This is a genomic window from Aminobacterium sp. UBA4834, assembly GCF_002400205.1.
Taxonomy (GTDB): domain Bacteria; phylum Synergistota; class Synergistia; order Synergistales; family Aminobacteriaceae; genus Aminobacterium; species Aminobacterium mobile.
Genome location: NZ_DHFC01000011.1, coordinates 1 through 23,533, shown reverse-complemented (window position 1 = coordinate 23,533; position 23,533 = coordinate 1). Strand labels below are relative to the sequence as shown.

Genomic DNA, 23,533 nt, shown 5'->3' with positions numbered 1-23,533 from the left:
ATTGTTCAGGGATCTAGTTTCAGCTTTATTCCTCCTATAATGACGATTATCGCAGCTTACGGGGCTTCGGGGCCTTCTGTCGTAATGCAGCATGTAAGCGGAGCTTTAATTTTAGGAGGCATTATCCTTTCTATTATAGGGTATAGCCGGATTGTTGGTGTTATACGAAAGCTTATATCTCCAGTAGTTATCGGGCCTACTATTATGGCAATAGGTTTTTCCATGGCACCAGTAGCTATCCAGGCAAATGCTTCGAAATACTGGCCTATATCTCTCATTGTAGTTGTGGGAGTCTTTTTCTTCAGCTTAGTAAGTCGAAATAAATACTTCAATATTTTTGCTGTATTGGCTTCTATTTCCATTGCGTATCTCGTAGCCCTTGGTGGAACCCTCATAGGCTTTTTTCCCAGTGGACATGCAGCGTATATTGACCTCTCCAGCGTAGTGCAAGCGCCATGGTTCCGTTTTACAGGCATTATGCCTTGGGGTGCTCCAAAATTTGACATTATTTCTTTCGGAGCGATTATCGCAGGCTTTTTTGCGGTAATGATCGAATCTATAGGTGACTATCACTCCTGTTCTTATGTTGCTGGCCTCCCAGATCCTACACCCTCCATGATTAATAGGGGAATAGGTGCTGAAGGTTTGAACTGTGCGATTGCTGGGACTCTCGGTGCGGTTGCTACAACATCATATACAGAAAATATTGGTCTTATCGGATTAACGGGAGTTGCCTCTCGCTGGGTTGTACGTACAGGAGCGATTCTCCTTATACTTATGAGTTTTGTGGGGAAAATAGGGGCGCTCATTGCTACGATCCCTAGCCCTGTTATTGGCGGAGCGTACATAGCCCTTTTTGGTATTATTGGGACATTAGGGATACAAGTGTTGCTGCGAGCGGATATGTCGAGCCAACGAAACGTTTTGATAGTAGGTTTCGCTTTTCTAATGGCCCTTGGGCTTCCTGGATGGGTAGAAGGTGCGAAAGATTCTTTCTTTTCCATTGGGATTATTGGACAAGTTTTATGGGCTATCCTTAAAACACCCATGGCTGTCGCAGGTATTTGTGCGGCATTTTGGGATAACATTATCCCAGGAACACTAAAAGAGCGGGGACTTTCAGCGCAGTAGCAATTTTTTGAAACGTTGCTCTTACAAAAAATCGTTTACATGTTAAAAAAGCCCAACCTTTTCTTTCAGGTTGGGCTTTTGCGTTATAAAGAAAGCAGAAAATAATTTTAATCACAAAAGAATAGGATCGTATCGAGAAGGAAAAAGATTGGGTGATTTTTTGTTTTTGTATGCCCTATTTTTTGAAGATTTATTTTAAAATAAAAGAGTATAATTTTCTTGTTTTTTAAAATTAACAGAATGGAGTTACAAAACGAATATACGAGGTTGCGTTACTGGTGGTTGACCCTGTTATAAATTAATACGATGAGAAGATAGAGGTGAGAGATAATGAGATTTAAAAGACTATGGGGCGTGGCTGCCATCCTTATTGTTGTTGGAGGTTTTTTCCTTTTATCGAATAAAAAAGAGGAACAAAAAGAGAAGGTTGTGGAAAAAATCGCTCGTCCTGTAAAATATATAGCTCTTTCTGCCCCAGACGTTGTTTTACGACGTGTATTCCCAGGTAAAGTCCTTGCCTCAAAGACAGCAGATCTCTCTTTTAGAGTGTCAGGTCCTCTTATTGAGTTACCAGTGAAGAAAGGTGAACCTATAAATAAGGGCGATCTTGTTGCCCAAATAGATCCTCGAGATTTCAAAGTTCAATTGATGAATGCGCAGAGCGCCCTGAATAATGCTAAAGCACAGCTGTCTGCTATGAGAGCTGGAGCAAGAAGAGAAGAAATTTCGGCTTTATCTTCTCAAGTTGCTTCGGCGAAAGCCAAATTGGCAGAGGCAGAAGCAGATTATAAAAGGATGGAACGCTTATTTAAGGAAGGAGTTGTGGCTCAAGTAGATTTAGAGCGGTCACAAACAACCTATGAGGTGGCGAAAGGGGAAGTGAATGCTGCTAGCCAGGAACTTCAGAAGGCAAGAAGTGGTGCTAGGGCTGAAGACATTGCGGCGATGGAAGCTACTATACAGGGGTTAGAATCTCAAGTTCAAGCTGCTCAAAGTGCCTTGGATGATACAGAACTTAAAGCTCCTTTTAAAGGGATTATTGCTGCTCGATATGTGGACAATTTTCAAAGCGTGCAAAGGGACCAACCGATCGTAAGTTTACAAAATCTGGAAGAGGTTGAAATAGTGGTCTCTATTCCAGAACAGGATATTATGAAATTTCGTTTAAATACTTCTTTAGGAGTATCTTTGTCTTTTGAGGCAGCACCCAACACGCAATACTCTCTTGTCTTTAAGGAGATATCTACAGAAGCCGACCCACAAACTCAGACGTATGCTGTAACATTCACGATGCCTTACCCGAAGGACATAGTTGTTTTGCCAGGTATGACTGCGAATGTTGAATTTACTGGGCAAAACGGGGCCCATGAGGTTAAAGGATTTGCAGTCCCTTCTATAGCCGTTGTTCCAGGAGAGGGAACAACGCATTTCCTTTGGATTATCAATGAAGAAACCATGACGGTTCATAAGGTGGAAGTATATATTCAGTCGTATCAAGGCGATATGGTCATTGTTGGTGGGAATATTACAGTTGGAAATTGTGTCGTTACGGCTGGAGTAAATTATTTAGCCGAAGGGGATCCAGTAACGTTCCTTTCTCCTAACGAGTAGGGGCCTATTATGAATATTGCAGAATATTCAATTCAAAAGAGATACGTGACGTGGTTTTTTACAGTTTTTTTGATTATAGGTGGAGTTTTTGCCTATAAAGGGTTAGGAAAACTGGAAGATCCTGCCTTTACTATTAAGACAGCGGTAATTACCACTGCTTACCCAGGAGCTACGCCAAAAGAAGTGGAGGAAGAGGTAACGGAAGTTATAGAACGAGCTGCTCAACAGATGGGACAAGTGGATAAGGTCCGGTCTCTTTCTCAGGAAGGCGTTTCTCTTGTGTATGTAGATATTAAAGATACGTATACAGCAAAAGATTTGCCTCAAATATGGGACGAGTTACGACGGAAAATAAATGATGTTCAAGAGCAGTTACCACCAGGAACAAGTCGTTCTTTAGTTAACGATGACTACGGAGATGTATATGGAGTTTATTTTGCCCTTACTGGCGAAGGATATTCTTACAGAGAACTTGAAGATTTTGCTGATTACCTGCGTAAGGAGTTGCTTCTTGTTCCTGGGGTTGCAAGTGTTGAAGTGACAGGCATACAAAAAGAGGCTATTTATGTAGAAATTTCCAGAACGAAACTTAGTCAGCTCGGTATCTCTATGGAAGAACTTTTTCAAGTTCTCAAAGCTCAGAATTTCGTGGTTCCATCGGGGAAAGTGAGAGCGGGAGCAGAGTATATTCGCATAACTCCAACTGGGGAGTTTTCTTCTGTCGAACAAGTAGGGGCGTTACTTCTTGCATCTTCCTCGAGGGTGCTGATCCGTTTAGATGACATAGCTACAGTTACTCGTAATTATATAGAGCCGACACGGGCAATGATGCGTTATAATGGAAGTCCTGCTGTTGGAATCGGTATCTCCAACGTAGAAGGTGGCAACGTTATTGCTATGGGAGAAGCCATAAAGAAGCGGCTCAAGGAACTAGAGCCGCAGACTCCTATCGGCATGAATTTAGGGCTTATTTACTACCAGTCGGATACAGTTCAAAAGGCAATTAATAACTTTTTATTAAATCTTCTGGAAGCTCTGGGTATAGTTATTGCCATATTACTTATATTTATGGGTTTCCGCAGTGGAATGCTTATTGGCGGGGTATTGTTGCTTACAATTTTTGCCACTTTTATTGCAATGAAACTTGTGAGGATAGATCTTCATAGTATTTCTCTTGGAGCATTGATTGTAGCTTTGGGAATGCTAGTGGACAACGCCATCGTTGTTGCTGATGGCCTTCTTGTGCGGATACAAAGTGGTGAGGATAGAATATCTTCTGCCGTGGGTGTTGTGACTCAAACTCAATGGCCTTTGTTGGGAGCTACTTTTATTGCTGTTATAGCTTTTGCTCCTATTGGCCTGTCCCCAGATAGCACAGGGGAGTTTTGCCAAAGCCTTTTTCAGGTGGTGGGAATTTCCTTGATTATAAGTTGGGTCCTTGCCGTTACCGTTACCCCTGTAGCCGGTGTGCGTTTTTTAAAAACTTCAGCAAAAGCAGAGATTCCCTACGATACAAAACTTTATAGGATGTATAGAAGATTTCTCAAGGCGTGTATTCGTAAGAGAAAGGTAACAATATTGGTCATGGTTTGTTTGCTTGGTTCTGCTCTCATAGGCTTTACGTTTGTGGATCAATCTTTTTTCCCAAGCTCCACGAGCCCTCTTTTTACAGTGGAATTTTGGCGTCCTCGAGGTGCTTATATAGAAGAGACCCAGAGAGGGGTAGAAAAAGTTGAAGCTTTTGTTTTGAAACAGCCAGAGACAGTTTCTGTAGCAAGCTACGTGGGACAGGGAGCCCTTCGTTTTATTCTCACCTATACGCCAAGTGATTCTTCTGATAGTTATGGACACTTGATAGTGGAAGCTAAGGATTTGAAATCAGCAGAGTCTTTACGTCGTAAACTGGAAAATTTCATGAATATAGAAATGCCAGATATCGACCCCAGGATTCGTTCCTTTAGTAAAGGAACAGGGGGAGGTGCAAAAATACAGGCAAGGTTTACAGGGGGCGATCCTCGTGTTTTACGACGTCTAGGAGAAGAAGCTTTTTATATGATGAGGAACGATCCCGATTCGATGAACATCCGGAGCGACTGGGGAGAAAGGGTCAAGGTTATTCGTCCCGTACTTGATGAGGTGCGAACCCGACAAGCTGGTTTAACACGACAAGATGTAGCATTGGCCCTTGAGATGTCCTTTTCGGGTATACAAGCAGGCTTATACAGAGAGAGGGATAAACTCCTCCCTATTATAGCTAGATTGCCTAAAGCGGATAGGGCGAGACTGGGGGCACTTCCAGAAGTAGAAGTGTGGAGCCCCCTTATGAGAAAATATATAGCCTTAACTCAGATTACAAAAAGCATTGATACCATAGCTGAAGACCCCGTTATTTATAGGCGAAATCGTATGAGGACTTTCTCTGTAGAGTGTGATTCCCGTTCTGGGAAAACAGGTCTTTTATTTGCTCGTATAAAGCCCGAACTGGAAAATATTTCTCTTCCTTTAGGATATAGCCTCAGTTGGGGAGGCGAGTATGAAAGTTCTCAAAAAGCTCAAGGTGGACTTATGGGGATGATTCCTATTGCTTTTTTAGCCATGGTCGCTATATTAGTTGTCCTTTTTAACGGGTTTAAACAACCCATTATGATCCTTCTTTGTCTCCCCTTGTCCATTGTTGGTGTAACGGCGGGATTACTTCTTTTTCATAAATCTTTTGACTTTATGGCTCTCCTGGGATTCTTAAGCCTTGCTGGCATGCTCATAAAAAATGCCATTGTGCTTATTGATCAGATCGATCTCGAAATACGGGAAGGAAAAGAGGGCTTTTTAGCTATAGTGGATTCGGCTATGAGTCGTGCACGTCCTGTTCTTATGGCAGCTATGACCACGGTTTTAGGTATGATCCCTCTCTATTTTGATATCCTCTTTTCTGCTCTGGCAGTTACTATTATGTTTGGCTTGGCTTTTGCCACGGCTTTGACGTTAATTATCGTACCAGTTCTTTACTCTGTTTTTTTAAAAATCCCTGTTTTTAAAGACGAAAATGTTAGGTAGATCTGTCTTTCTGAACTTGACAAATATACCCATGTTCCGTATATTATTAATGAATACATTAAGTTTAGCGACTCGGTAGGGTATAGCTGTGGTAATAATGTTGTAATCAAAAAGAATTCTACTGAAAAGGTATACAGTTTTTATTATCTCAAACACAAAAATCATACAAGAGGAGGAATGACGATGACGAAGAGGTTAGAAGTATATAAGTGTGATTTATGTGGCAATGTTGTGGAAGTACTTCACGCCGGAGCAGGACAACTTGTTTGCTGCAATCAGCCTATGAAACTTCTAGAGGAACAAACAGCTGATGCTTCGACGGAGAAACATGTGCCAGTTATTGAAGGATCAAAAGTTAAGGTAGGAAGTGTTCCCCATCCTATGAAACCAGAGCATTACATTGAATGGATTGAAGTTATTTCAGGGGATAAAATTTACCGTCAATTCTTGAATCCAGGAGATGCTCCTGAAACTGAATTTCATGAAATTACGCCAGAATTAAGCAGAGAATATTGCAATATACACGGACTATGGAAGGCAGGGAAATAAAGATGATATCGAAAAAAATGCAAGATGCTGTGAATGATCAGATCAATGCCGAGCTGTACTCTTCTTATCTTTATCTATCTATGGCAGCATATTTTGAGGAGAAAAATTTAAGGGGTATGGCTACGTGGATGACGATTCAGGCGTTAGAGGAAAAGGATCATGCAATGAAGTTTTATAACTATATAGTAGAACGCGGCGGGAGAGTTAAGCTACAGGCCATAGTGGAGCCTCCTTTTGAGTGGAAGTCATGCCTTGATGTGTTTAAGGCGGCTCTGGATCACGAGCGTTACGTAACTCGTCGTATTAATGACCTTACAGAGCTGGCTATGGAAGAAAAAGATCACGCAAGCCAGATCTTCCTTCAGTGGTTCGTTACAGAACAGGTAGAGGAGGAGGCAAACGCGGAAGAAATTATTAACAAACTTGAGTTCCTCTCTGAATCGAAGCACGGTGTCTATATGCTCGACAAAGAACTTGGGGCCAGAGTGTATCCTGCCGAGGAAGAGTAATCCGGAAGAATAATTTGAAAGAAAAAAGGGCTGGGCAGATACTGCTCATGCCCTTTTGTGTTAAATAGAGGGGGGCAATAAGCATGGCTGAAAGTATAGATCCGAGGGCGCTGTTTACGGTAAGCTACGGTGTGTATATTTTGAGCACAGAGTGGGAAGAGAAAAAGAACGGACAGATTATCAACGCTTTTATGCAACTGACAGGAGATCCAATTTGTGTTGCGGCATGTCTTCATAAAGACAATTACACTACGGAGTTGTTAGAGAAAAGTCGGCGTTTTTCCCTTTCAGTGCTGGAAGATGCTACTCCCCTTAAATTTATTGGAGTTTTCGGATTCCGTTGCGGCAGAGATTTTGATAAATTTAATGCCTGTTCATACACAATCAGTGAATCTGGACTCCCTGTTGTTACAGATTATGCTTTGGCCTCTATAGAAGGGGAGGTCCTTTCTGTAACAGATATTTTCACGCACAAACTATTTATTGCACAAGTGCGAGCGGCAACAGTGTTGAAAGAGGGGAAACCACTTTTGTACTCAGATTACCATACTATTAAAAAGGGGAAATCCCCTGAGAAAGCTCCTTCTGCTGTTTTTAACGTTATAAAATAATGTGTATATATTAAAGCTATTCCAAAGAATAGAGAGGAGGACATAATGATGGCTCCATTAGAAATTAAATCTGGAGTGTTTTGGGTAGGGGTGCTCGACTGGACGCTCCGGGATTTTCATGGTTATTCTACGGAGAAAGGATCCACGTATAATGCCTATGTTGTTAAAGGGAGCGAAAAAAACGTTCTTTTCGATACGGTCAAGACAACCCATTATGACGAATTTGTACAGCGACTTCGTGAAGTTATAGATCCTGAAAAAATTAATTACATTGTAGTGAGCCATGCGGAGATGGATCATTCGGGGAGTCTTCCTATGGTTGTGGATCTCGTAAAGCCAGAGAAAATTTTTCTTTCAAAACCCTGCAAGGAAGCTTTAGAAGAGCATTTTGGAGAGCAAGTGCGCCAATGGCCCCTGCAGATTGTCGGAACAGGAGACGAGGTTTCTTTAGGTGGGAAAACAATCTCTTTCTTAGAGGCACGGATGCTCCATTGGCCTGATAGCATGTTCTCTTACATAAAAGAAGATAGGCTTTTGATCTCTAATGACGGTTTTGGGCAGCACTATTCGTCGAGTGAGCGATTTGATGATGAAGCTGATTGGGGCGAACTGATGCATCAGACGACGAAATATTACGCTAATATATTATTACCGTACTCGCCTATTATGATCAAAAAACTTGATGAAATAGCTGCTATGAATATAGAAATTGATATGATTGCACCAGATCATGGCGTTATCTGGAGAAAACATGTTCCGGAGGTAGTATCCGCATATCGACGATGGGCTGAAGGAATGTGCCAAGATAAGGCGGTAGTAGCTTATGACACTATGTGGCATAGTACGGAGACCATGGCGCGCCATGTTGCGGAAGGGCTTATGAGCCGGGGAGTATCAACAGAAGTTATGGATCTTCGAGTGAGTCATCATAGTGATGTAATAACTGAAATGTTGGAGGCAAGAGGAATAGCTTTAGGATCTCCCACCCTTAATACGGGATATTTACCTCGCATGGCAGATCTTGTCTGCTATGTGAAGGGACTTCGTCCTATAAAGAAGGTTGGGGCGGCTTTTGGTTCCTACGGTTGGGGCTGCGAATCGGTTAAGCTTTTAAATCAAGAACTGGAAGCTATGAAAGTTAAAATTGTCCATCCTGGCGTAAAGATTAGGTATGTTCCCAGGGAAGGGGAGCTACAGCCATGTTTCGAGATGGGAATAGCGATTGCTGGCGCTATATATGAAGCCAATACAAAGCAAAAGTAATAAATGTGCATTCTTTAGCAAGGGCAGATCTCCTAAAGAGTGCCGTTCAGTGTTGGAAGCTATTTATACTTCATATACGAAAGAGGAATTAATTCATCCAGATCCTGTAGAATTTCCCCGTCGTTATGAAAATTTGGCAGATCGCGAAGTAACAGCTCTTATTGCCTCCTCGTTGGCTTATGGCAGGGTGCAACAAATATTAAAGAGCGTAACAAAAGTGCTTGTACCTCTCGGGGATAGTCCAGCGGCTTTTCTTCGTGCTGCCAATAAGGAGCAGCTTACCTCTTTATACGGTTCTTTTAAACACCGTTTTACTACAGGGGAAGAATTAGTAACTTTTCTTAATGGCATTGGAAAACTATTGCGGTGTTACGAGCGCCTGGAATTTTGTTTGGAAGAAGCTCTTCTTGAAGGAAAGGATCCTTTACGTGGTATTATAAACTTTGCTGAAAAACTTAAGAGCGCAGCGGGGCATGGATCACTTCTCGCTTCGCCTGTTCAAGGCAGTGCATGTAAGCGTTTTTTCCTTTTTTTGAAATGGATGACGAGAAAAGACGAGGTGGATCCTGGCGGATGGCAGGTTCTCTCTCCTGCAGATCTCTTCGTTCCTGTAGATACCCATATGCATCGAATTGCTCTTTCGTTGGGACTCACTCGAAGAAAGCAGGCAGATTTCAAGACAGTTTTAGAGATTACAGATGCTTTCCGGACCATAGCTCCAGATGATCCTGTTCGTTATGATTTTGCCTTGACTCGCTTTGGGATCCGAGCAGAGCTCGATATTTCAGAACTTGTCGAGCTCTGCCAAGGATCGCCACTTAAGGAAGAGTAATTTCATCGCAGAAGTTTGTATGAAGCCATTTTTCAACATTGTAAGGTTCTACGTAGGGCAATAGGAGCATAAGCTTTGTGATGATGGCCTCTCGGGTCATGTCTTTCCCCGAAATGACTCCCATTTTAAGAGTCTTTCTCCCTACTTCATATACATTGAGATCTACTCCGCCGTAAACACATTGAGTGGTTATTACTACAGGTATCCCCAGGTCTTGAGAAAGTTTAAGCGGTGGAAGAAGGCTCTCTCCAAGATGTGGAACGCCACCCAAGCCCAATGCCTCTATGACAATGGCTTTAGGCTCCATGTTGACAATATACTCAAGGTACCTGGCACGAAACCCCGGGAAAAGAGTGAGGAGAAAAACCGATGTTTCAAGCTCAAATGTCTCATATTCTTTCTGATGAAATAATGGGGTAAGAAGGCTTGGGCGATGAGTTAAAATGGCCTCCCCTTTTTCTATATGGCCTAGATGAGGATAATTAATACTCGTAAAGGCAGTATAGTCGTGGCTTAGGATTTTTTGGGAACGAGGTCCGTGTATAAGCTGGCCGCCAAAAGCTATAGTAATCCCTCGTTGCCGTAGCCGTATCATCGCTGCTGCGAAGAGGAAGGACGAATAAATATTATCAATAGCATCTGTATTTGGCTGAGTAATGGGTTGCATGGAACCTGTTATTACTACGGGCTTGGTGAAATTAGCAATCATAAAAGAGAGAGCAGATGCTGTATATGCCATAGTGTCGGTGCCGTGAAGAATAATAAAAGCGTCATATCTTTTTTCTTGAGCAATGAGGAACATAGCGATACGTTTCCAGTCGAGGGGAGACATATTTGAACTGTCTTTAAATAAAAGGTCATGAACGTCTATCTCTCCTAACTGGGAGAGAGATGGGACATACTTCAATAAATCATGTCCTGTCATAGTGGGAGTAAGACCTTCTCTTCCTTCTCCTGAAGCAATAGTTCCTCCCGTAGAGACAACAAGAAAATGTAACAGATTTGACACCCCCTTCTTTTCTGAGATATGTGTAGCGTTATTGTAGAGAAGCGTTGTGAATTCCTCTCATAACATTTACTTTCCGCAAGATTATGGCTCCAGCTACGAAAGTTAAAGCTAAAATAGCGATCCCAATTCTGCTTGAATGAGTTATCTGCGTAATAAAACCAAATAAAAAGGGGCCGAGGACTCCAGCAAATTTGCTGGAAATATCGTAAAAACCAAAAAATTCGGCACTTTTGGAAGGGGGCAGCATGCGGGCATAAAGGCTGCGGCTCATAGCTTGAGTTCCACCTTGTACTGTTCCCACTGCAAAAGCGAGGAGCCAAAAATGCCATGGCGTAGCAAGAAAAATAGCCCCCACAGATATGAGCGTATATCCGAAAAGTCCAACGAGAATAGCCTCTTTGCTCCCTATGCGAGATGCGAGTCTTCCAAAAAAAATGGAGAAAGGCACGCCAACAAATTGGGTTAAAAGAAGAGCGCCTACGAGATGGATCATGGAAATTCCTACTTGAGCCCCATAAATAGCAGCCATGTGTATCATTGTTCCAATGCCATCATTGTAGAGCCAGAAAGCTATCAAGAATCTAAAAAGATCAGGGTATTTCCGAATCCCTACAAATGTTTTTCCCAGCCGCAGAATAGCCTCTTTTGCCACGTTTTGGGAGTAAGAAACAGTATGGTGCGTTGTGAGTGGTTCTGGTACGTGAAGAAAAAGAGGAAGGGTAAAAATTGCCCACCATATGGCTACTGACAAGAAAGAAAGTCGAGGGCCGAAAGTACCGGGCCAAATGTAAATCATAACAATATTGAGTGCCAGTAAAATACCACCACCCAAGTACCCTAAAGCATATCCTAGAGACGAAACCATATCAATGTAATGATGAGGAATGAGGTGGGGAAGGAGTGCATCATAAAAGATGATGGCGGAGGAAAAACCTATCGTTCCAATTGCCATGAAGACAAGAGTGAGGAACCAATCGCCATGATCTGTAAAAAACAGAGCACAGGAAGCGAGAATGCCAAGGAGGGTAAAAAAAAGAAGCATTTTCTTTTTCATTTGGCCAACATCCCCTAAAGCTCCGAGAAAGGGAGCTGCAAGGGCACTGCAAAGAAGGGCGATGGCTGATGTATACCCCCAATAAATAGTGGGCAAGTTTCCAGAGAGAAATGGCGTGGCGATTTCTTTGAAATAGACGGGAAGAATTGCGGCCATAATGGTAGTCGCGAAAGCTGAGTTTCCTACATCATAAAGGCACCATGAAAGAACGCGACGATCTTTGAGAATATGAAGACTGTTATTTATCACAAGTTCACCTCTTTGCCATCGAATTTATATTAATATGATAGTACCATAGTGACTGATACCCGTGGGTATATATTCGCAATGATATAATGTCGATCAAGAATAAAGATTTTAAACAAAACGTGGAGGATATGATGACGTATTTTCGTCCAGACTGGGATTCTTATTTTATGATGATTGCTGCTGTAGCTGCAACGCGAGGGACTTGTCTGCGTCGTAAAGTAGGAGCTGTGATTGTAAAAGATCTTCAGATTATAAGTACTGGCTATAATGGGGCTCCTAAAGGTGTTCCTCACTGTTCTGAGGTGGGATGTCTTCGTGAGCAGCTTGGCATTCCTTCGGGAGAGCGCCATGAGATCTGCCGTGGCTCTCATGCAGAGATTAATGCTATTGCTCAGGCGGCGGCAGTAGGAACGAGTACGGATGGGGCCGTGCTTTACTGTACTCACGAACCTTGCTCTTTTTGTACAAAAGCAATAATTAATGCTGGCATCAAGCGAATCGTGTTTGTCTACCCCTATCCCGATGCTTTAGCGGTGCAATTACGATCCGAGGCTTCAATGGAAGTATGCCAGCTCTCTGAAGATGTTTTCCAGGAGATGGATGTCGCTCTTAAGGCCTTTTTGCGACAGAGAGCTTAGGAGTGACTTATGTAAATATGAAAAAGAGAATATGGGGAGGTATGCATTGTGTCTGTAAGTCGTGAAGAGGCCATGAATGTGTTGCGAGAATATAATAAGGATGAAAGCCATATCAAACACGCCTTAGCTGTTGAAGCTGCAATGCGATATTTTGCGAGAAAGGCAGACGCTGATATGGAAAAATGGGGGGTCGTTGGGCTGCTCCATGATATAGATTGGGAAAGAACTCAGGATACACCGGAAAGGCATACCCACGAAGGAGCTCTTTGGCTTGAAGCAAAAGGGTACCCAGAAGATATTGTGAGAGCGGTGAAGGCACATGGCTGGGGAATGGTATCAGATGTGAAACCTGTATCTCTTATGGAAAAAACCTTATACGCTGTTGATGAGCTCACTGGCCTTGTTATAGCGGCAGCTCTCGTTCGCCCATCTAAATCTTTGCAAGACCTCACCGTGAAATCAGTGAAGAAAAAATGGAAGGACAAGGCTTTTGCTCGAGGCGTGAATCGGGATGTTATTCTAAAAGGTGCTGAAATGCTGGATGTAGTCATAGATGAGCTTATTGATGGAGTGATCAGTGCGTTGCAACCTATAGAAGAGGAACTTGGGCTGGGCTCCCTAGAGGTGTAAAAGTCGTATAGAGAGTTCAGCTACTTCACCGATTGTCAAAAAGGGTCATTTCGCTATGATAGAAAAATGAGATATATTGACCTTGGAGGGACTATATTATGTCTATACGTGTGGTTTTAGCGGACGATCATCCGCTCACTCGGGCCGGGCTCTCTGCTTATCTTCAACAGGAAAAATCCATAGAGCTAGTGGGAGAGGCAAAAGATGGCGTAGAAGCTTGGGAGCTTATCTCTCAGCTTAAACCTGATGTAGCGCTTCTCGATATACGAATGCCTGGAGAGGACGGAGTTTCTATAGCTCGCCGTATTAAGGAAGAAAAACTTCCAGTATTTTCTATCATGCTTACGTCCTATGATGCGCATCAGTATGTAGTGGCCTCTCTTCGGGCTGGGGCCAGGGGGTTCGTGTTAAAAACGGCTACTCCCCAGGAATTAATACGAGCTATACAAACAGTGGTACAGGGAGGATTGTACCTTGATTCAGAAGTAGCTACAGTTGTAGGGGATAGAGAGTTAGTACCCGAATCCCTATCTTCCCGAGAAAGAGAAGTGTTAGTCCTTGCTTCGAAAGGCCTTTCAAGTAAGGAGGTGGCCTCTGAACTTTTTATTAGCGAGCGGACGGTACAAACTCACCTGGCTTCAATTTACGATAAGCTAGGAGCGAGGAATAAGACGGAAGCTTTACTTCTTGCTTTGAAGTACGGAGTTGTAACCCTTGAGGAATTGCTGGAATGAGGCGTCATCTGCTTCTTCTCCTTATTTTGGCTGTTACCCTCCCCACGCTGGCCGTGCTGGTGGTCTCCAGTGTGGCCATGATACATCAGGAATGGGCTATGGAGGCTGTTACTCGGTCCTATGTAGAGGATTTGGCAGAAAATGTAGCGTCGTGGCTGAATTTAGATTCTCCTTTTTGGGGGGGAGGGGGAATGTATCCCTCTATTTTCAGACAGCTTAAAGTCTTTTCATGGGGTCCTTCTCTTCCTGGATGGATCGCAGTTATAACCCCTGACGGTAAAGTGCTCATGGCTTCTCCCGGAGTGAGTAATCTCGCAGCTATTTGGGATCCACGTATTCCTATCGGCCGTGCTGTGGAGGTGCGAGATCGGCAAGGAGATCGCTATACTATTGCTGTATACCCTATTGATGAAGGGAGCCGTTTGGTTATTGCGGCGGTGGCTTGGCGCCAGCTTATTGGACCGTTGCTTCGCTTCGGTCACATTTGGCCTGTGCTCATTGTTCTTATGACCCTTACAAGCCTTATCGCTGTCTGGGCAATGTGGCGGTGGCTTATTTTGCCTCTTCGTCGGATGATGATAGAGGTAGATTCCCTTGTATGGGGGAAAGAATTGCCTGAGCCAGATGATCCTCAAGCTGTTTTTGAACTGGGTCGTCTTCGCCGGGCCTTGTATAGATTGGCCAAGGCAGCTATTGAGCGAGACGATTTGAGGAACCGATATGTTCATGATATTGTCAGTGTCCAGGAAGACGAAAAGAAGAGGATTGCCAGAGAGATCCATGACGGACCTCTTCAGGATATTACAGCTATGATCCAACAAATGCGCCTTTTTGATATGAATCTATGCGGAGAGGTAGGACAGACTCATTTAAAATTGGCGGAAGAAGCAGCGCAAATGGCGGTACGTGAAATGAGAGAGATGTGTGACTCTCTTTCTCCACCATGGCTTGAGCTCGGCGGAGAACATGCCCTTACAGAACTAGCTGATCGGCTGGCTAGACATAACGGAATAGATGTAACTATCGATGTAGATGAAGATCTGAGCCTATCTTCTGAAATAGTTATTGCTTTTTTCAGAATTTTTCAGGAAGCGGTCTCTAATGCAGTGCGTCACGGTCAGGCTACGTCTGTACATGGAGAGATCTTTCCCAGGGGATCTTTTATCCATTTTAACATCCAAGATAATGGCATAGGTTTTGAGTTGAACCAGACTTTTGAAGAACTCCTCTTAAAGGGGCATCGAGGCTTAGCGAACATGATGGAACGTATCACGACATTAAAGGGAGACTTTCATGTTGTTTCAGCACCCGGGCAGGGGACGTTGCTCCAATGCGTTGTTCCTTATAAGCGAGAAGAGATCCTTGATGAAACGAAAGGAGGCAGCCCCGAAAGGGACGAATAGAATGAGATTAAAGGTTCTAGGTGCTGCAGGAGAAGTTACTGGTTCTAACTATTTGATCGAATGTGGGAAAAGCCGAATTCTAGTAGATTGTGGAATGTATCAGGGTAGGGGAGAGGATACGAAGAACAGAAGTGAATTTGACTTTGTGCCATCAAGTATCGACGCTGTTCTTCTTACCCATGCTCATATTGATCACTCTGGACGCGTACCCCTCCTTGTCCAAAGAGGGTTTAAAGGAAAAATATGGGCTACTCTTCCTACTGTAGAACTGGTGAATGTCTTATGGCAAGATTCTGTAAGGCTTATGAAGGAAGAAGCAGAATGGAAGACGAGGAAAAATGCCAGAAAAGGTCTTCCACCTGTAGAACCTCTCTATACTCAGGAGTATGCAGAAAGAGCTTCCCAATTGCTCTCTCCTGCTACATACGATGATAAGATAGAAGTGGCTCCTCATATTTCCGTGAGATTTAGAGATGCCGGACATATCCTTGGCAGCGCTATTCTCGAAATATGGTTGCAAGAGGATGGAGATGAGGTAAAGATTGTTTTTAGCGGCGATCTCGGACCGCAAGAGACGGTTATGGAGAGAAATCCTGCCATTATTTCTCGGGCAGATTATGTAGTCATAGAATCGACCTACGGAGATCGGCTCCACCGCTCTAACGATGAGACACGAGCTGAATTTCGTAGTGTTATCAAAGAGGCTTTAAGATCTAGGGCAAAAGTGATGATACCCACTTTTGTTGTTGATCGAGCACAACGTATTCTTTTTGAGCTGATGCTCCTTCAAAAAGAGGGGATTCTTCGAGATGGTGTTCCTATATTTTTCGATTCTCCTATGGGAGTGAAAGCGACTGAAATTTATAATCACCACTTAAGTCTTCTGTCGCGAGAAATACAAGGACATGTAAAAGAAGGAGATGACCCCTTCTCGCCAAAACATCTTCAATATGTAGAGAGCGTCGAAGACTCTCGTCAAATTAACGACATAAAACATGCGATAGTAATGGCAGGTAGCGGCATGTGCAATGGTGGCCGTATAGTTCATCATTTAAAACACGGCATTTGGGATCCTCATAATCAAGTGGTTTTTGTAGGGTATCAAGCACGTGGAACAATCGGACGTCGACTTGTTGATGGGGAAAAAACATTGCGTATTGCAGGAGAAGAATTGAACGTAAAAGCAAAACTTCATACGATCAATGGTTTTTCCGCTCATGGAGATAAAAACGACCTTCTTGCATGGGCAGGAAATTTTGAGAACCGCCCTGTTTTCTTTGTTACCCATGGAGAGCCGAAATCTTCTATGGCTCTCGTAGGAGCTCTTAAGGAAAGAGGCCTGCAAGCCATGGCGCCAGTAGTGGGAGAAGAGTTCGAGCTTACGCCACTTAAGGGCATAGAGACATCCATCTCAATTCCGGCAGCTGTCCCGCGCATAAAAAGTCTGGATCAGATGAATGATCTTCTCACCGATATAGTAGAGCTGGCAGCTTCTATTCGGGCAAAATCGGAGGAAGTGAAGGAACCGGAACCTCTTTTGCCTCTCCTTCAGTCTACGATTGTTTTGTTAGAAACAGCTGAACAGAAAACTGGCATATTTGAGGAGAAAGAAGTATAAAATATTATCCCCTTTCTGGTCATGTTGCTCTTTTAAGTCTATGATAGAAAGGTTGATTTCCATAGCTGGGAGGGAGAAAAATGAGAAAAGGACTTTGTTTTTGGGGTGCTTTCATTTCGTGTTTTGTCATTATCGGGCTTGCTATTCTATTTATAGGAAGGCAACCTGAACAGCGCACTATTTCTGCACCCATCCCAACGCCTGAAGCGTCTACACCTTATGTATACGTAGAAGGAGAGGGGAAAGTTTTTTCTTTTCCTATTCCCAGTGATCTTATGGAAGAAGCAGAGCAGGCTCGGCCTTTCCTGCAAGTAACTCAATCCGTGTCTCCGTTTCTTTCCTACTCTCGCCAGGGAGCGTGTCTTGTTGCGTGGCGAGACAATCAGCCCCACCTTTACGCTGCGGCTCTTTTTAATCTTACAACAACTCAGAGTCTGGAAAAAGGAGCAATTCCCGAAGAATGGTCTTCTTTGAAAGATGCTATTTCTTTGGTTCGAGATGAAAAAGGTACGACTCGCTTAGATTGGGAAAAAGGTATGCCTTCTCTTTATGTTGCTGTAGATGGAGGTTTATCCCTTTTTTCCACATCACTAGAAGATTTAGGGCATATGAAAAATATTCTAAAAAATGAAGAAGAGAAGTTTAAGACCGATTGGAAAGTGAGCCGTGACTGGAAAAATCACTTCCGTTTTTATGATGGAGGCCTGCTTTCTCAACTCCTTTCTTTGGACGGTTTTGATGTTGCCCTTGTCCCGTGTGCTTTAGACGCTTCTTGGGTAGAAAATAGTGAGCGGGGAGAGTTTAAATGGAAAATTTCTGGGATTGAAGCCCTTATCCCATCTCAATTTTTGGGAAGTCTTTCCACTTCTCGTTGGGATTATCGAATGATTATCCCTGAACCTCTTGTTTTTGCCGCAGGAATGAATCTTCCTAACATGGAGGGACTCCCTATAGAAGAAGAGATCTTAAGAGAAATATCAGCAGATTTTCCTCTAACACAGCAAGAACTATTCTCCTTGCTGAAAGGTCCAGTTTCTTTAACGGTAGGGGGAAACAGCAAAATCCTCTTTTTCACCCTCCCTGGTTTTCTTGTCCAATTCCCAGAGCGAGGTGCGGTAGGGCAAAAATTAGCAGAAGCATTTTGGGATCAGGAATGGAGGATGCTTGTTCCCTCTGTTCATCCCCTTGAAGGATTCCCCGCAGGGGGAACTACAGACATTCCCTTTACTATTGTAGGAGTGGCAAATGATAATTTGGCAGCTTTTGGTGTGATCCAGAAAAATGATGTTAAGGAAGGGAGAAAGGCAAGTATTGTAATCCCTTCCCTCAAAGGGACTTCTGAAGCTTTTGCGTGGTTATATGGCGACGGTCAACGTTTGGCAGAAGCTTTGGAAATGATAGCAAGGGCTTCCGCTTTAGCGGGGAAAATGGGAAGTGAAGTAGGGCATAGTGCTGAAGAGCTTGCTCAGATTGCTGCAAACCTTCGAAAAGTAGGTGAAATATCTATAGTTATGCCAAATATTCACGAGGGGCATGTACGATGGTCGTTCCCCGCGAAGAGCGAAACGCTTGAGAACGACTCAAATATATAAAGGAAGTATAGGAGGAAAAGTGCAATGGAAAATGCTTTCCACGTTCTTCAGGAACGGGGTCTAATCGAATGGAGCAGTCATCCAGAAGAATTGGAAGACTTGTTTAATAGTAAAGAGATGCTCACGGCATATGTGGGTTTCGATCCTACGGCAGACAGTCTTCACGTAGGCCATTTGATCCCTATTATGACATTGAGCTGGCTTCAACGCTTAGGCCATCGCCCGATCTGTCTTGCTGGTGGTGGGACAGGTATGATTGGAGATCCTTCAGGAAAAAGCAAGGAACGTAATCTCCTTTCTCCCGATATGGTGAGAAAAAACATAGAGGGTGTACGGAAACAACTCGAACATTTTATGAATTTTGATTGTGGCGAGAATTCGGCAATTATCGTAAATAACTACGATTGGCTGCAGCATATAACTGTCCTTGATTTCCTGCGAGACGTGGGAAAATATTTTTCTGTTAATTATATGATTAACAAAGAACATGTGAAATCAAGATTGGCGGACCCAGAAAAAAGTATCTCCTACACAGAGTTTTCTTATACACTTCTGCAAGCTTACGATTTTATGCATCTTCTAAAGACCTACAAGTGTCGTGTGCAAATGGGCGGGAACGATCAGCAGGGGAATATCGTTTCAGGTATTGATTTAATTCGAAAATGTACAGGAGACCAGGTTTTTGGTTGGACGAACCCCTTACTATTGAATTCCTCGGGAACCAAGTTTGGTAAAACAGAGGGCGGTGCGGTATGGCTTGACCCGAAGCGAACGTCCCCATACCGTTTCTACCAGTTCTGGATCAATACCGAGGACGAAATGGTAGATCGTCTGTTACGGTTCTTTACTTTCCTTCCTCTGGAAGAGATTCATGACATCATGAAGAAGCATGAACAGTCACCAGAGCAGCGGGAGGCTCAGAAAAGGCTAGCATGGGAAGTAACCTCTCTTGTCCACGGCACTCACGCAGCAGAAACTGTTCGTCAAGCCAGTGAGATTCTCTTTGGTGGAGATGTGTCCCACGATGAAATGACGGGAGAGCTTATGGAGATGTTGGCAGGAGAAGTTCCTAGCAGCATGATAACGGAAAGGTTGCCACTTTCTCTTGTTGATGTTTTGGCTTCTTCTGGAGCATGTCAAAGCAAGGGAGAAGTTAGACGTCTTATTCGAGGTGGAGGAGTCTACCTTAATGGAGAACGAGTTTCTGACGAAAACACCGTAGTAGATGAGGAGCATCTTATAGCAGAGCGTTTTGTTTTTGCGAGACTTGGCAAGAAGCGATTCCATCTTCTGGAAGTGAAACATTAGCTTCGGCGGTGTTGCGTGTGAACATGTGTGGGAACTCTCTTGTTTGGCTTCTTACAAGCTCTCTGCCTGTTTGGGAATTGGCAGTCATTGGTTCCCTTGTGAGGGAGCTTCGGGGGCGTTTACCTTACTTCAGGTTCTTTGCTCTTAAAAATAACCAATGGTTAGATTTCTCAACGCCAGAATTATGGTCCTCTCTCTCATGGAGAGATAAAGCGTTGCTGTTTGCGACGAAGGGAAGGATTTGGCATGTATGGGGGACACCAACTCCCTGGTGGCCTCTTATTGGTGTCCACGCCAAAACGATTCAGAGCACGAGCGGATTGAAGGCCTCTTACCGGGGGCTTTCCCAAAAAAGTTTTTTTATACCACCTGCTTTTGAATCAAAAATTTCATGGGCTTTAGCTGAAGAGGGTTTTAAATGTAGCGGGGCACCGGCTCTTTTTATAGCCGGCGTCCCTAATGAAGCAACTGGCTATTGGTTATCTATCCTCTTGAACCAAAATATGCCCATTTTTAAAGTGCCATTTCCCAAACAGCAAGAGTGGCCTGGAAAAACTCTTTCTCACTCTTCATATATATTGCCGCTTATGGGTCAGAGAGGGGGAGTGTTGTTGCTTTTATCAGATCACCCCTCTTTGGCTTTGCTGGCAGCACAAGCTTCTATTCTCGGTGTTCCCGTTTTGAGCCCCCCTTCTGCCTTTCTCGACCGACTTTTAGGCTCTGAAGGGTATGTGAGGGTTCAGAAATCTTCTGACGGCCCTCTTTTGTTTGAAGAAATTCTTTTCTCTTCTTTCTCTTCTCAGGGGAAAAACACGGCTGTAAAAGCCCGAAATTGCCTTCTTAACGTGTGGACGCCTCAAGAGAGTGTGGACGCCCTTCTTAAAATTTACTCTCAACTGGATGGTGCATTGAAGTGAGCTCTGGTTCTATTTTGTTAAAAATATTTCAAAAGTGCGCTGCCCCAGGCTGGCGTGCCACAGCGATGGCCAAACTAGTTCATCGTCTCTTGTGTTCTATTGCCCCTCGAAAGGGAGTAGCACTTTCTAATATGGAAAATTCCTCTTTCCCGTCATCAGAAAGCTGGCGTAATGAAATTCTTTCAGGTGTGTACAATCATATAGCTTGGATGCTTGCGGAATATCTTGTATTGGTAGATAACCCCCGTCAGGCTCTTGATTGGGTTGTAGATATAGAAGGAGAAAGTATCCTCCAAGACTTGTTCATGCGGCAAAAAGGAGCGGTCATTCTTACAGCTCATTTGGGAAACTGGGAGTTATTGGCTGCATGGCTTTGTCAGCGAGGATACCCTCTCTATGCGGTGGTACGAGATCCCGATGATAGTGATATTGCAGATTTAATTGAAGAATACCGCTCTCGCGTAGGACTCCGAACCCTTAAAAAGAGATTCATAATGAAAGAGGCTGTGAGATTAGTGCAATCGGGGGCTTTTCTTGGTCTTCTTGCCGATCAGGATGGCGGTCCTTCCGGCATTTCTTCCACATTCTTAGGAAAAAAATGCTCTACTGTCAACGGACCGGCTGCTATTTCTCTTATGGCTGACGTTCCCATTGTGCCTGTTATTTCTTATCGCATTGCTCCCTTTCACCATCAAATCATTGTCTCTCCTCCGCTGCTTCTTCCAGAGGAAGGGAAGCGTAAAGAAAGAATAGAAGCTGTTACCCTTACTGCCGATACCGTCATAGAGAAGATGGTATATCGCCATCCGGAGCAGTGGCTCTGGCTCCATCGACGTTGGCACACCTCTTTACCTTGATAAGATTATTCCCTCGTGGTATGCTTTTTAGAGAAAGGAGGGGGTAATAGTGATCTATGAGCTGATGTCTTCGGGCAACATCGTCAGGCTTCCGGATACGATGACAGTGCCTGGTCTTCCAAAAACTGATGCTCCACGGGTCGTTCTCCTCCTGCCATATAATAGGATCCTTATTGGATCTTCCTCTATCCTTAACGATGAAAAATGGGTATGGGGCAAATTAGGGGATGTGGAGATGACTGAGGTCTTTTTGTACCAAAATAAACCCCTTTCTCTGGCTGTAGAGAGCCTTCATACTATTTTTCTTAGTGCGGAGATAGTGTCCGAGCTTCGGAGGAGCTTGTTAGGGCAGATGGAACCTCCTGGCGAGCATGTACCAGCGATACTCATTCTTAAAGGGTTGCTTCGTAACGACATGGTCGATCTTTTAACAGAAGAAACCTTGCAAGATGAACATTTTATTCTAGAACTTATAGAAAGAGACCAATCTGTCAAACAGGCCTATTGGGGTGTTCGTTTCGCTTTAGCTCGAAATGATTATTCCTCAGTAGCGCGAATTAAGACATGGCTTAAGAGTGCTGGAGGTGCTTTTAGCGATCAGAGTCATCAACCCCAGATCTGGTTTTCTCTTACAGATTTGCCGGGAGGAAAGGATATGGCTGAGCTTGAAACACTCTCTTTCACTCTTGATGATCTACAGCGCATGACGTCTCAACGTTCTCGCCCGGTAGTTCTCTTTAGTCGAACTGGATACCTTATTTTATCGGAACAATCTTTGGATAAAACTGAAACCATCTTCCGTGTGTGGCTTTATCTGCCCTTGCCTTTGTGGAATGAGCTGAGGGAAAAAGGAAAGTTGTCAATACGGGAGATTATATCTGCGTCGTGGGGGTATTTAGAAGCTCGGGAAGCGATGAGGGAAATGGAGTATTATGGCAGAAAAAGACAGGCTACTACGTATCCGAACTAAACAAAATAGGGGAAGGAATTGCAATGTTCCTTCCCCTATTTTATCTCTTATCGGACTTGCCAGCGTTTCTCCAAAAACTGGAGACCCAGGCTTGTAAAGCTGGTGAGGAAAAGGTAGATAAGACCTACCATTATAAATGTCTCAAAAGATGCATACGTAACGCTTCGAACTTGTTGCCCTACCATGGTCAAATCGGCGATGGCCAATGTAGATAGAAGTGACGATTCTTTTATAAGTGTTACGAATTCATTCCCGAAAGCTGGAAGCATATTCCGTATGGCTTGAGGCAGAATAATATGGCGCATAGTCCCCAGATAAGAAAGACCTAATACTTTTGCTGCTTCCCATTGTCCCTTGGGGACTGCCTCTATCCCACCTCGAACAATTTCTCCAACATATCCTGCAGAGTTGATGGAGAGTCCAATAATCCCGGCAGCAAAAGCGGGTAAATTAATGCCAAGGGAGGGTAATCCAAAATAGATGAGGAAAAGCTGAATTAAAAGGGGTGTTCCTCGTATTACATAAATATAGGCTGCTGCTAAAGATTTTAAGGGTGTGAAGGGTACAACCCGTAAAGCTCCTACAAACACGCCTATAATGGCTCCAAAGATCACAGCTAACATAGAAGCTTTTACCGTGATGGATGCCCCCGTCAAAAACATGTGCCAATATGGAGTAATAGCCGTAAAATCCAGGGTCATTAACATTCGCCTCCCCGTTCAGGTATTTCTTCTCCGAAATGGGCAAGCATGCGCTGTAAAAATGCTTGCGTCCTTGGGTGAGAAGGCCTCGTCATAAGATCACTGGGGGTTCCCTCTTCCACTATATTCCCATCAGCCATGAAGACAATTTTATCAGAGACCTCTTTGGCAAATGTCATTTCATGGGTAATAATCATCATAGTCATTCCTGTCTCGGCGAGCTGTGCTATAACATCAAGCACTTCGCCTACAAGCTCAGGGTCAAGAGCACTGGTAGGTTCATCAAAAAGCAT

General features: G+C 43.7%; 21 protein-coding genes and 1 pseudogene. 18 read left to right on the top strand and 4 right to left on the bottom strand.

The window, feature by feature from the left end; genetic code table 11:
• The 8 genes from B3L97_RS04500 to B3L97_RS04465 all read left to right on the top strand — a co-directional run.
• A partial coding sequence (locus B3L97_RS04500) for a uracil-xanthine permease family protein (RefSeq protein WP_286934329.1) occupies nucleotides 1-1,131 on the top strand: 1,131 nt, incomplete at its 5' end.
• Between the two features lie 330 nt (nucleotides 1,132-1,461).
• Entirely contained in the window at nucleotides 1,462-2,742 is a 1,281-nt protein-coding gene (locus tag B3L97_RS04495) for an efflux RND transporter periplasmic adaptor subunit (RefSeq protein ID WP_286934327.1), read from the top strand.
• A gap of 9 nt (nucleotides 2,743-2,751) precedes the next feature.
• On the top strand, nucleotides 2,752-5,796 hold the full coding sequence (locus tag B3L97_RS04490; protein ID WP_286934325.1) for an efflux RND transporter permease subunit: 3,045 nt from the start codon (nucleotides 2,752-2,754) through the stop codon (nucleotides 5,794-5,796).
• Between the two features lie 183 nt (nucleotides 5,797-5,979).
• Complete coding sequence (locus B3L97_RS04485) at nucleotides 5,980-6,345, top strand: desulfoferrodoxin (RefSeq protein ID WP_286934324.1); 366 nt, start codon at nucleotides 5,980-5,982, stop codon at nucleotides 6,343-6,345.
• Nucleotides 6,346-6,347: 2 nt separating this feature from the next.
• Complete coding sequence (locus B3L97_RS04480) at nucleotides 6,348-6,854, top strand: ferritin (protein ID WP_286934323.1); 507 nt, start codon at nucleotides 6,348-6,350, stop codon at nucleotides 6,852-6,854.
• An 83-nt stretch (nucleotides 6,855-6,937) separates the two neighbouring features.
• Nucleotides 6,938-7,465 (top strand): flavin reductase family protein, encoded by a 528-nt coding sequence (locus B3L97_RS04475; RefSeq protein WP_286846106.1) that lies wholly within the window; start codon nucleotides 6,938-6,940, stop codon nucleotides 7,463-7,465.
• Nucleotides 7,466-7,513: 48 nt separating this feature from the next.
• Entirely contained in the window at nucleotides 7,514-8,728 is a 1,215-nt protein-coding gene (locus B3L97_RS04470) for an FprA family A-type flavoprotein (protein WP_286934322.1), read from the top strand.
• Between the two features lie 49 nt (nucleotides 8,729-8,777).
• Nucleotides 8,778-9,560: a TIGR02757 family protein gene (locus B3L97_RS04465; RefSeq protein ID WP_286846102.1), complete on the top strand. Its 783-nt coding sequence runs from the start codon at nucleotides 8,778-8,780 to the stop codon at nucleotides 9,558-9,560.
• On the opposite strand, the gene B3L97_RS04460 is transcribed toward B3L97_RS04465, so the two are convergent.
• Complete coding sequence (locus B3L97_RS04460) at nucleotides 9,547-10,569, bottom strand: asparaginase (protein WP_286934320.1); 1,023 nt, start codon at nucleotides 10,567-10,569, stop codon at nucleotides 9,547-9,549. The genes B3L97_RS04465 and B3L97_RS04460 overlap by 14 nt on opposite strands.
• 28 nt (nucleotides 10,570-10,597) lie before the next feature.
• Nucleotides 10,598-11,872, bottom strand: coding sequence for an MFS transporter (locus tag B3L97_RS04455; RefSeq protein WP_286934319.1), 1,275 nt, complete (start codon nucleotides 11,870-11,872; stop codon nucleotides 10,598-10,600).
• A 131-nt stretch (nucleotides 11,873-12,003) separates the two neighbouring features.
• Between B3L97_RS04455 and B3L97_RS04450 the strand changes: the two genes are divergently transcribed.
• From B3L97_RS04450 to B3L97_RS04405, 10 genes are all read left to right on the top strand, one after another.
• The gene (locus tag B3L97_RS04450) at nucleotides 12,004-12,510 is read left to right on the top strand and encodes a deoxycytidylate deaminase (RefSeq protein WP_024822791.1); all 507 of its coding nucleotides are present in this window, start codon (nucleotides 12,004-12,006) and stop codon (nucleotides 12,508-12,510) included.
• Nucleotides 12,511-12,558: 48 nt separating this feature from the next.
• Nucleotides 12,559-13,140 (top strand): HDIG domain-containing metalloprotein, encoded by a 582-nt coding sequence (locus B3L97_RS04445; protein WP_024822790.1) that lies wholly within the window; start codon nucleotides 12,559-12,561, stop codon nucleotides 13,138-13,140.
• Between the two features lie 98 nt (nucleotides 13,141-13,238).
• Nucleotides 13,239-13,874, top strand: coding sequence for a response regulator transcription factor (locus B3L97_RS04440; RefSeq protein ID WP_024822789.1), 636 nt, complete (start codon nucleotides 13,239-13,241; stop codon nucleotides 13,872-13,874).
• Nucleotides 13,871-15,277, top strand: a complete 1,407-nt coding sequence (locus tag B3L97_RS04435; protein ID WP_286934317.1) for a sensor histidine kinase — start codon at nucleotides 13,871-13,873, stop codon at nucleotides 15,275-15,277. The genes B3L97_RS04440 and B3L97_RS04435 overlap by 4 nt, the downstream gene beginning before the upstream one ends.
• 1 nt (nucleotide 15,278) lies before the next feature.
• Nucleotides 15,279-16,895: an MBL fold metallo-hydrolase RNA specificity domain-containing protein gene (locus tag B3L97_RS04430; RefSeq protein WP_286934336.1), complete on the top strand. Its 1,617-nt coding sequence runs from the start codon at nucleotides 15,279-15,281 to the stop codon at nucleotides 16,893-16,895.
• 80 nt (nucleotides 16,896-16,975) lie between these two features.
• Entirely contained in the window at nucleotides 16,976-18,487 is a 1,512-nt protein-coding gene (locus tag B3L97_RS04425) for a hypothetical protein (protein ID WP_286934316.1), read from the top strand.
• A 24-nt stretch (nucleotides 18,488-18,511) separates the two neighbouring features.
• Nucleotides 18,512-19,795, top strand: coding sequence for a tyrosine--tRNA ligase (gene tyrS / locus B3L97_RS04420; RefSeq protein WP_286934314.1), 1,284 nt, complete (start codon nucleotides 18,512-18,514; stop codon nucleotides 19,793-19,795).
• 17 nt (nucleotides 19,796-19,812) lie between these two features.
• Complete coding sequence (locus B3L97_RS04415) at nucleotides 19,813-20,712, top strand: hypothetical protein (protein WP_286934312.1); 900 nt, start codon at nucleotides 19,813-19,815, stop codon at nucleotides 20,710-20,712.
• Nucleotides 20,709-21,569: a lysophospholipid acyltransferase family protein gene (locus tag B3L97_RS04410; protein ID WP_286934310.1), complete on the top strand. Its 861-nt coding sequence runs from the start codon at nucleotides 20,709-20,711 to the stop codon at nucleotides 21,567-21,569. The genes B3L97_RS04415 and B3L97_RS04410 overlap by 4 nt, the downstream gene beginning before the upstream one ends.
• A gap of 49 nt (nucleotides 21,570-21,618) precedes the next feature.
• Entirely contained in the window at nucleotides 21,619-22,539 is a 921-nt protein-coding gene (locus B3L97_RS04405) for a hypothetical protein (protein WP_024822782.1), read from the top strand.
• Nucleotides 22,540-22,586: 47 nt separating this feature from the next.
• Here B3L97_RS04405 and B3L97_RS04400 read toward each other — a convergent pair whose 3' ends face one another.
• Together B3L97_RS04400 and B3L97_RS04395 are read right to left on the bottom strand one after the other, a co-directional pair.
• The gene (locus B3L97_RS04400; protein ID WP_286934308.1) at nucleotides 22,587-23,240 is read right to left on the bottom strand and encodes an amino acid ABC transporter permease; all 654 of its coding nucleotides are present in this window, start codon (nucleotides 23,238-23,240) and stop codon (nucleotides 22,587-22,589) included.
• Nucleotides 23,240-23,533, bottom strand: a pseudogene (locus B3L97_RS04395) (polar amino acid ABC transporter ATP-binding protein); the annotation flags it as partial. The pseudogene B3L97_RS04395 and the gene B3L97_RS04400, both read right to left, overlap by 1 nt.

Coding starts and splice junctions, on each gene's coding strand:
- B3L97_RS04495 (WP_286934327.1), top strand. CDS start 1,462: ATGAGATTTAAAAGACTATGGGGCGTGGCTGCCATCCTTATTGTTGTT.
- B3L97_RS04490 (WP_286934325.1), top strand. CDS start 2,752: ATGAATATTGCAGAATATTCAATTCAAAAGAGATACGTGACGTGGTTT.
- B3L97_RS04485 (WP_286934324.1), top strand. CDS start 5,980: ATGACGAAGAGGTTAGAAGTATATAAGTGTGATTTATGTGGCAATGTT.
- B3L97_RS04480 (WP_286934323.1), top strand. CDS start 6,348: ATGATATCGAAAAAAATGCAAGATGCTGTGAATGATCAGATCAATGCC.
- B3L97_RS04475 (WP_286846106.1), top strand. CDS start 6,938: ATGGCTGAAAGTATAGATCCGAGGGCGCTGTTTACGGTAAGCTACGGT.
- B3L97_RS04470 (WP_286934322.1), top strand. CDS start 7,514: ATGGCTCCATTAGAAATTAAATCTGGAGTGTTTTGGGTAGGGGTGCTC.
- B3L97_RS04450 (WP_024822791.1), top strand. CDS start 12,004: ATGACGTATTTTCGTCCAGACTGGGATTCTTATTTTATGATGATTGCT.
- B3L97_RS04440 (WP_024822789.1), top strand. CDS start 13,239: ATGTCTATACGTGTGGTTTTAGCGGACGATCATCCGCTCACTCGGGCC.
- B3L97_RS04435 (WP_286934317.1), top strand. CDS start 13,871: ATGAGGCGTCATCTGCTTCTTCTCCTTATTTTGGCTGTTACCCTCCCC.
- B3L97_RS04430 (WP_286934336.1), top strand. CDS start 15,279: ATGAGATTAAAGGTTCTAGGTGCTGCAGGAGAAGTTACTGGTTCTAAC.
- B3L97_RS04425 (WP_286934316.1), top strand. CDS start 16,976: ATGAGAAAAGGACTTTGTTTTTGGGGTGCTTTCATTTCGTGTTTTGTC.
- tyrS (WP_286934314.1), top strand. CDS start 18,512: ATGGAAAATGCTTTCCACGTTCTTCAGGAACGGGGTCTAATCGAATGG.
- B3L97_RS04400 (WP_286934308.1), bottom strand. CDS start 23,240: ATGACCCTGGATTTTACGGCTATTACTCCATATTGGCACATGTTTTTG.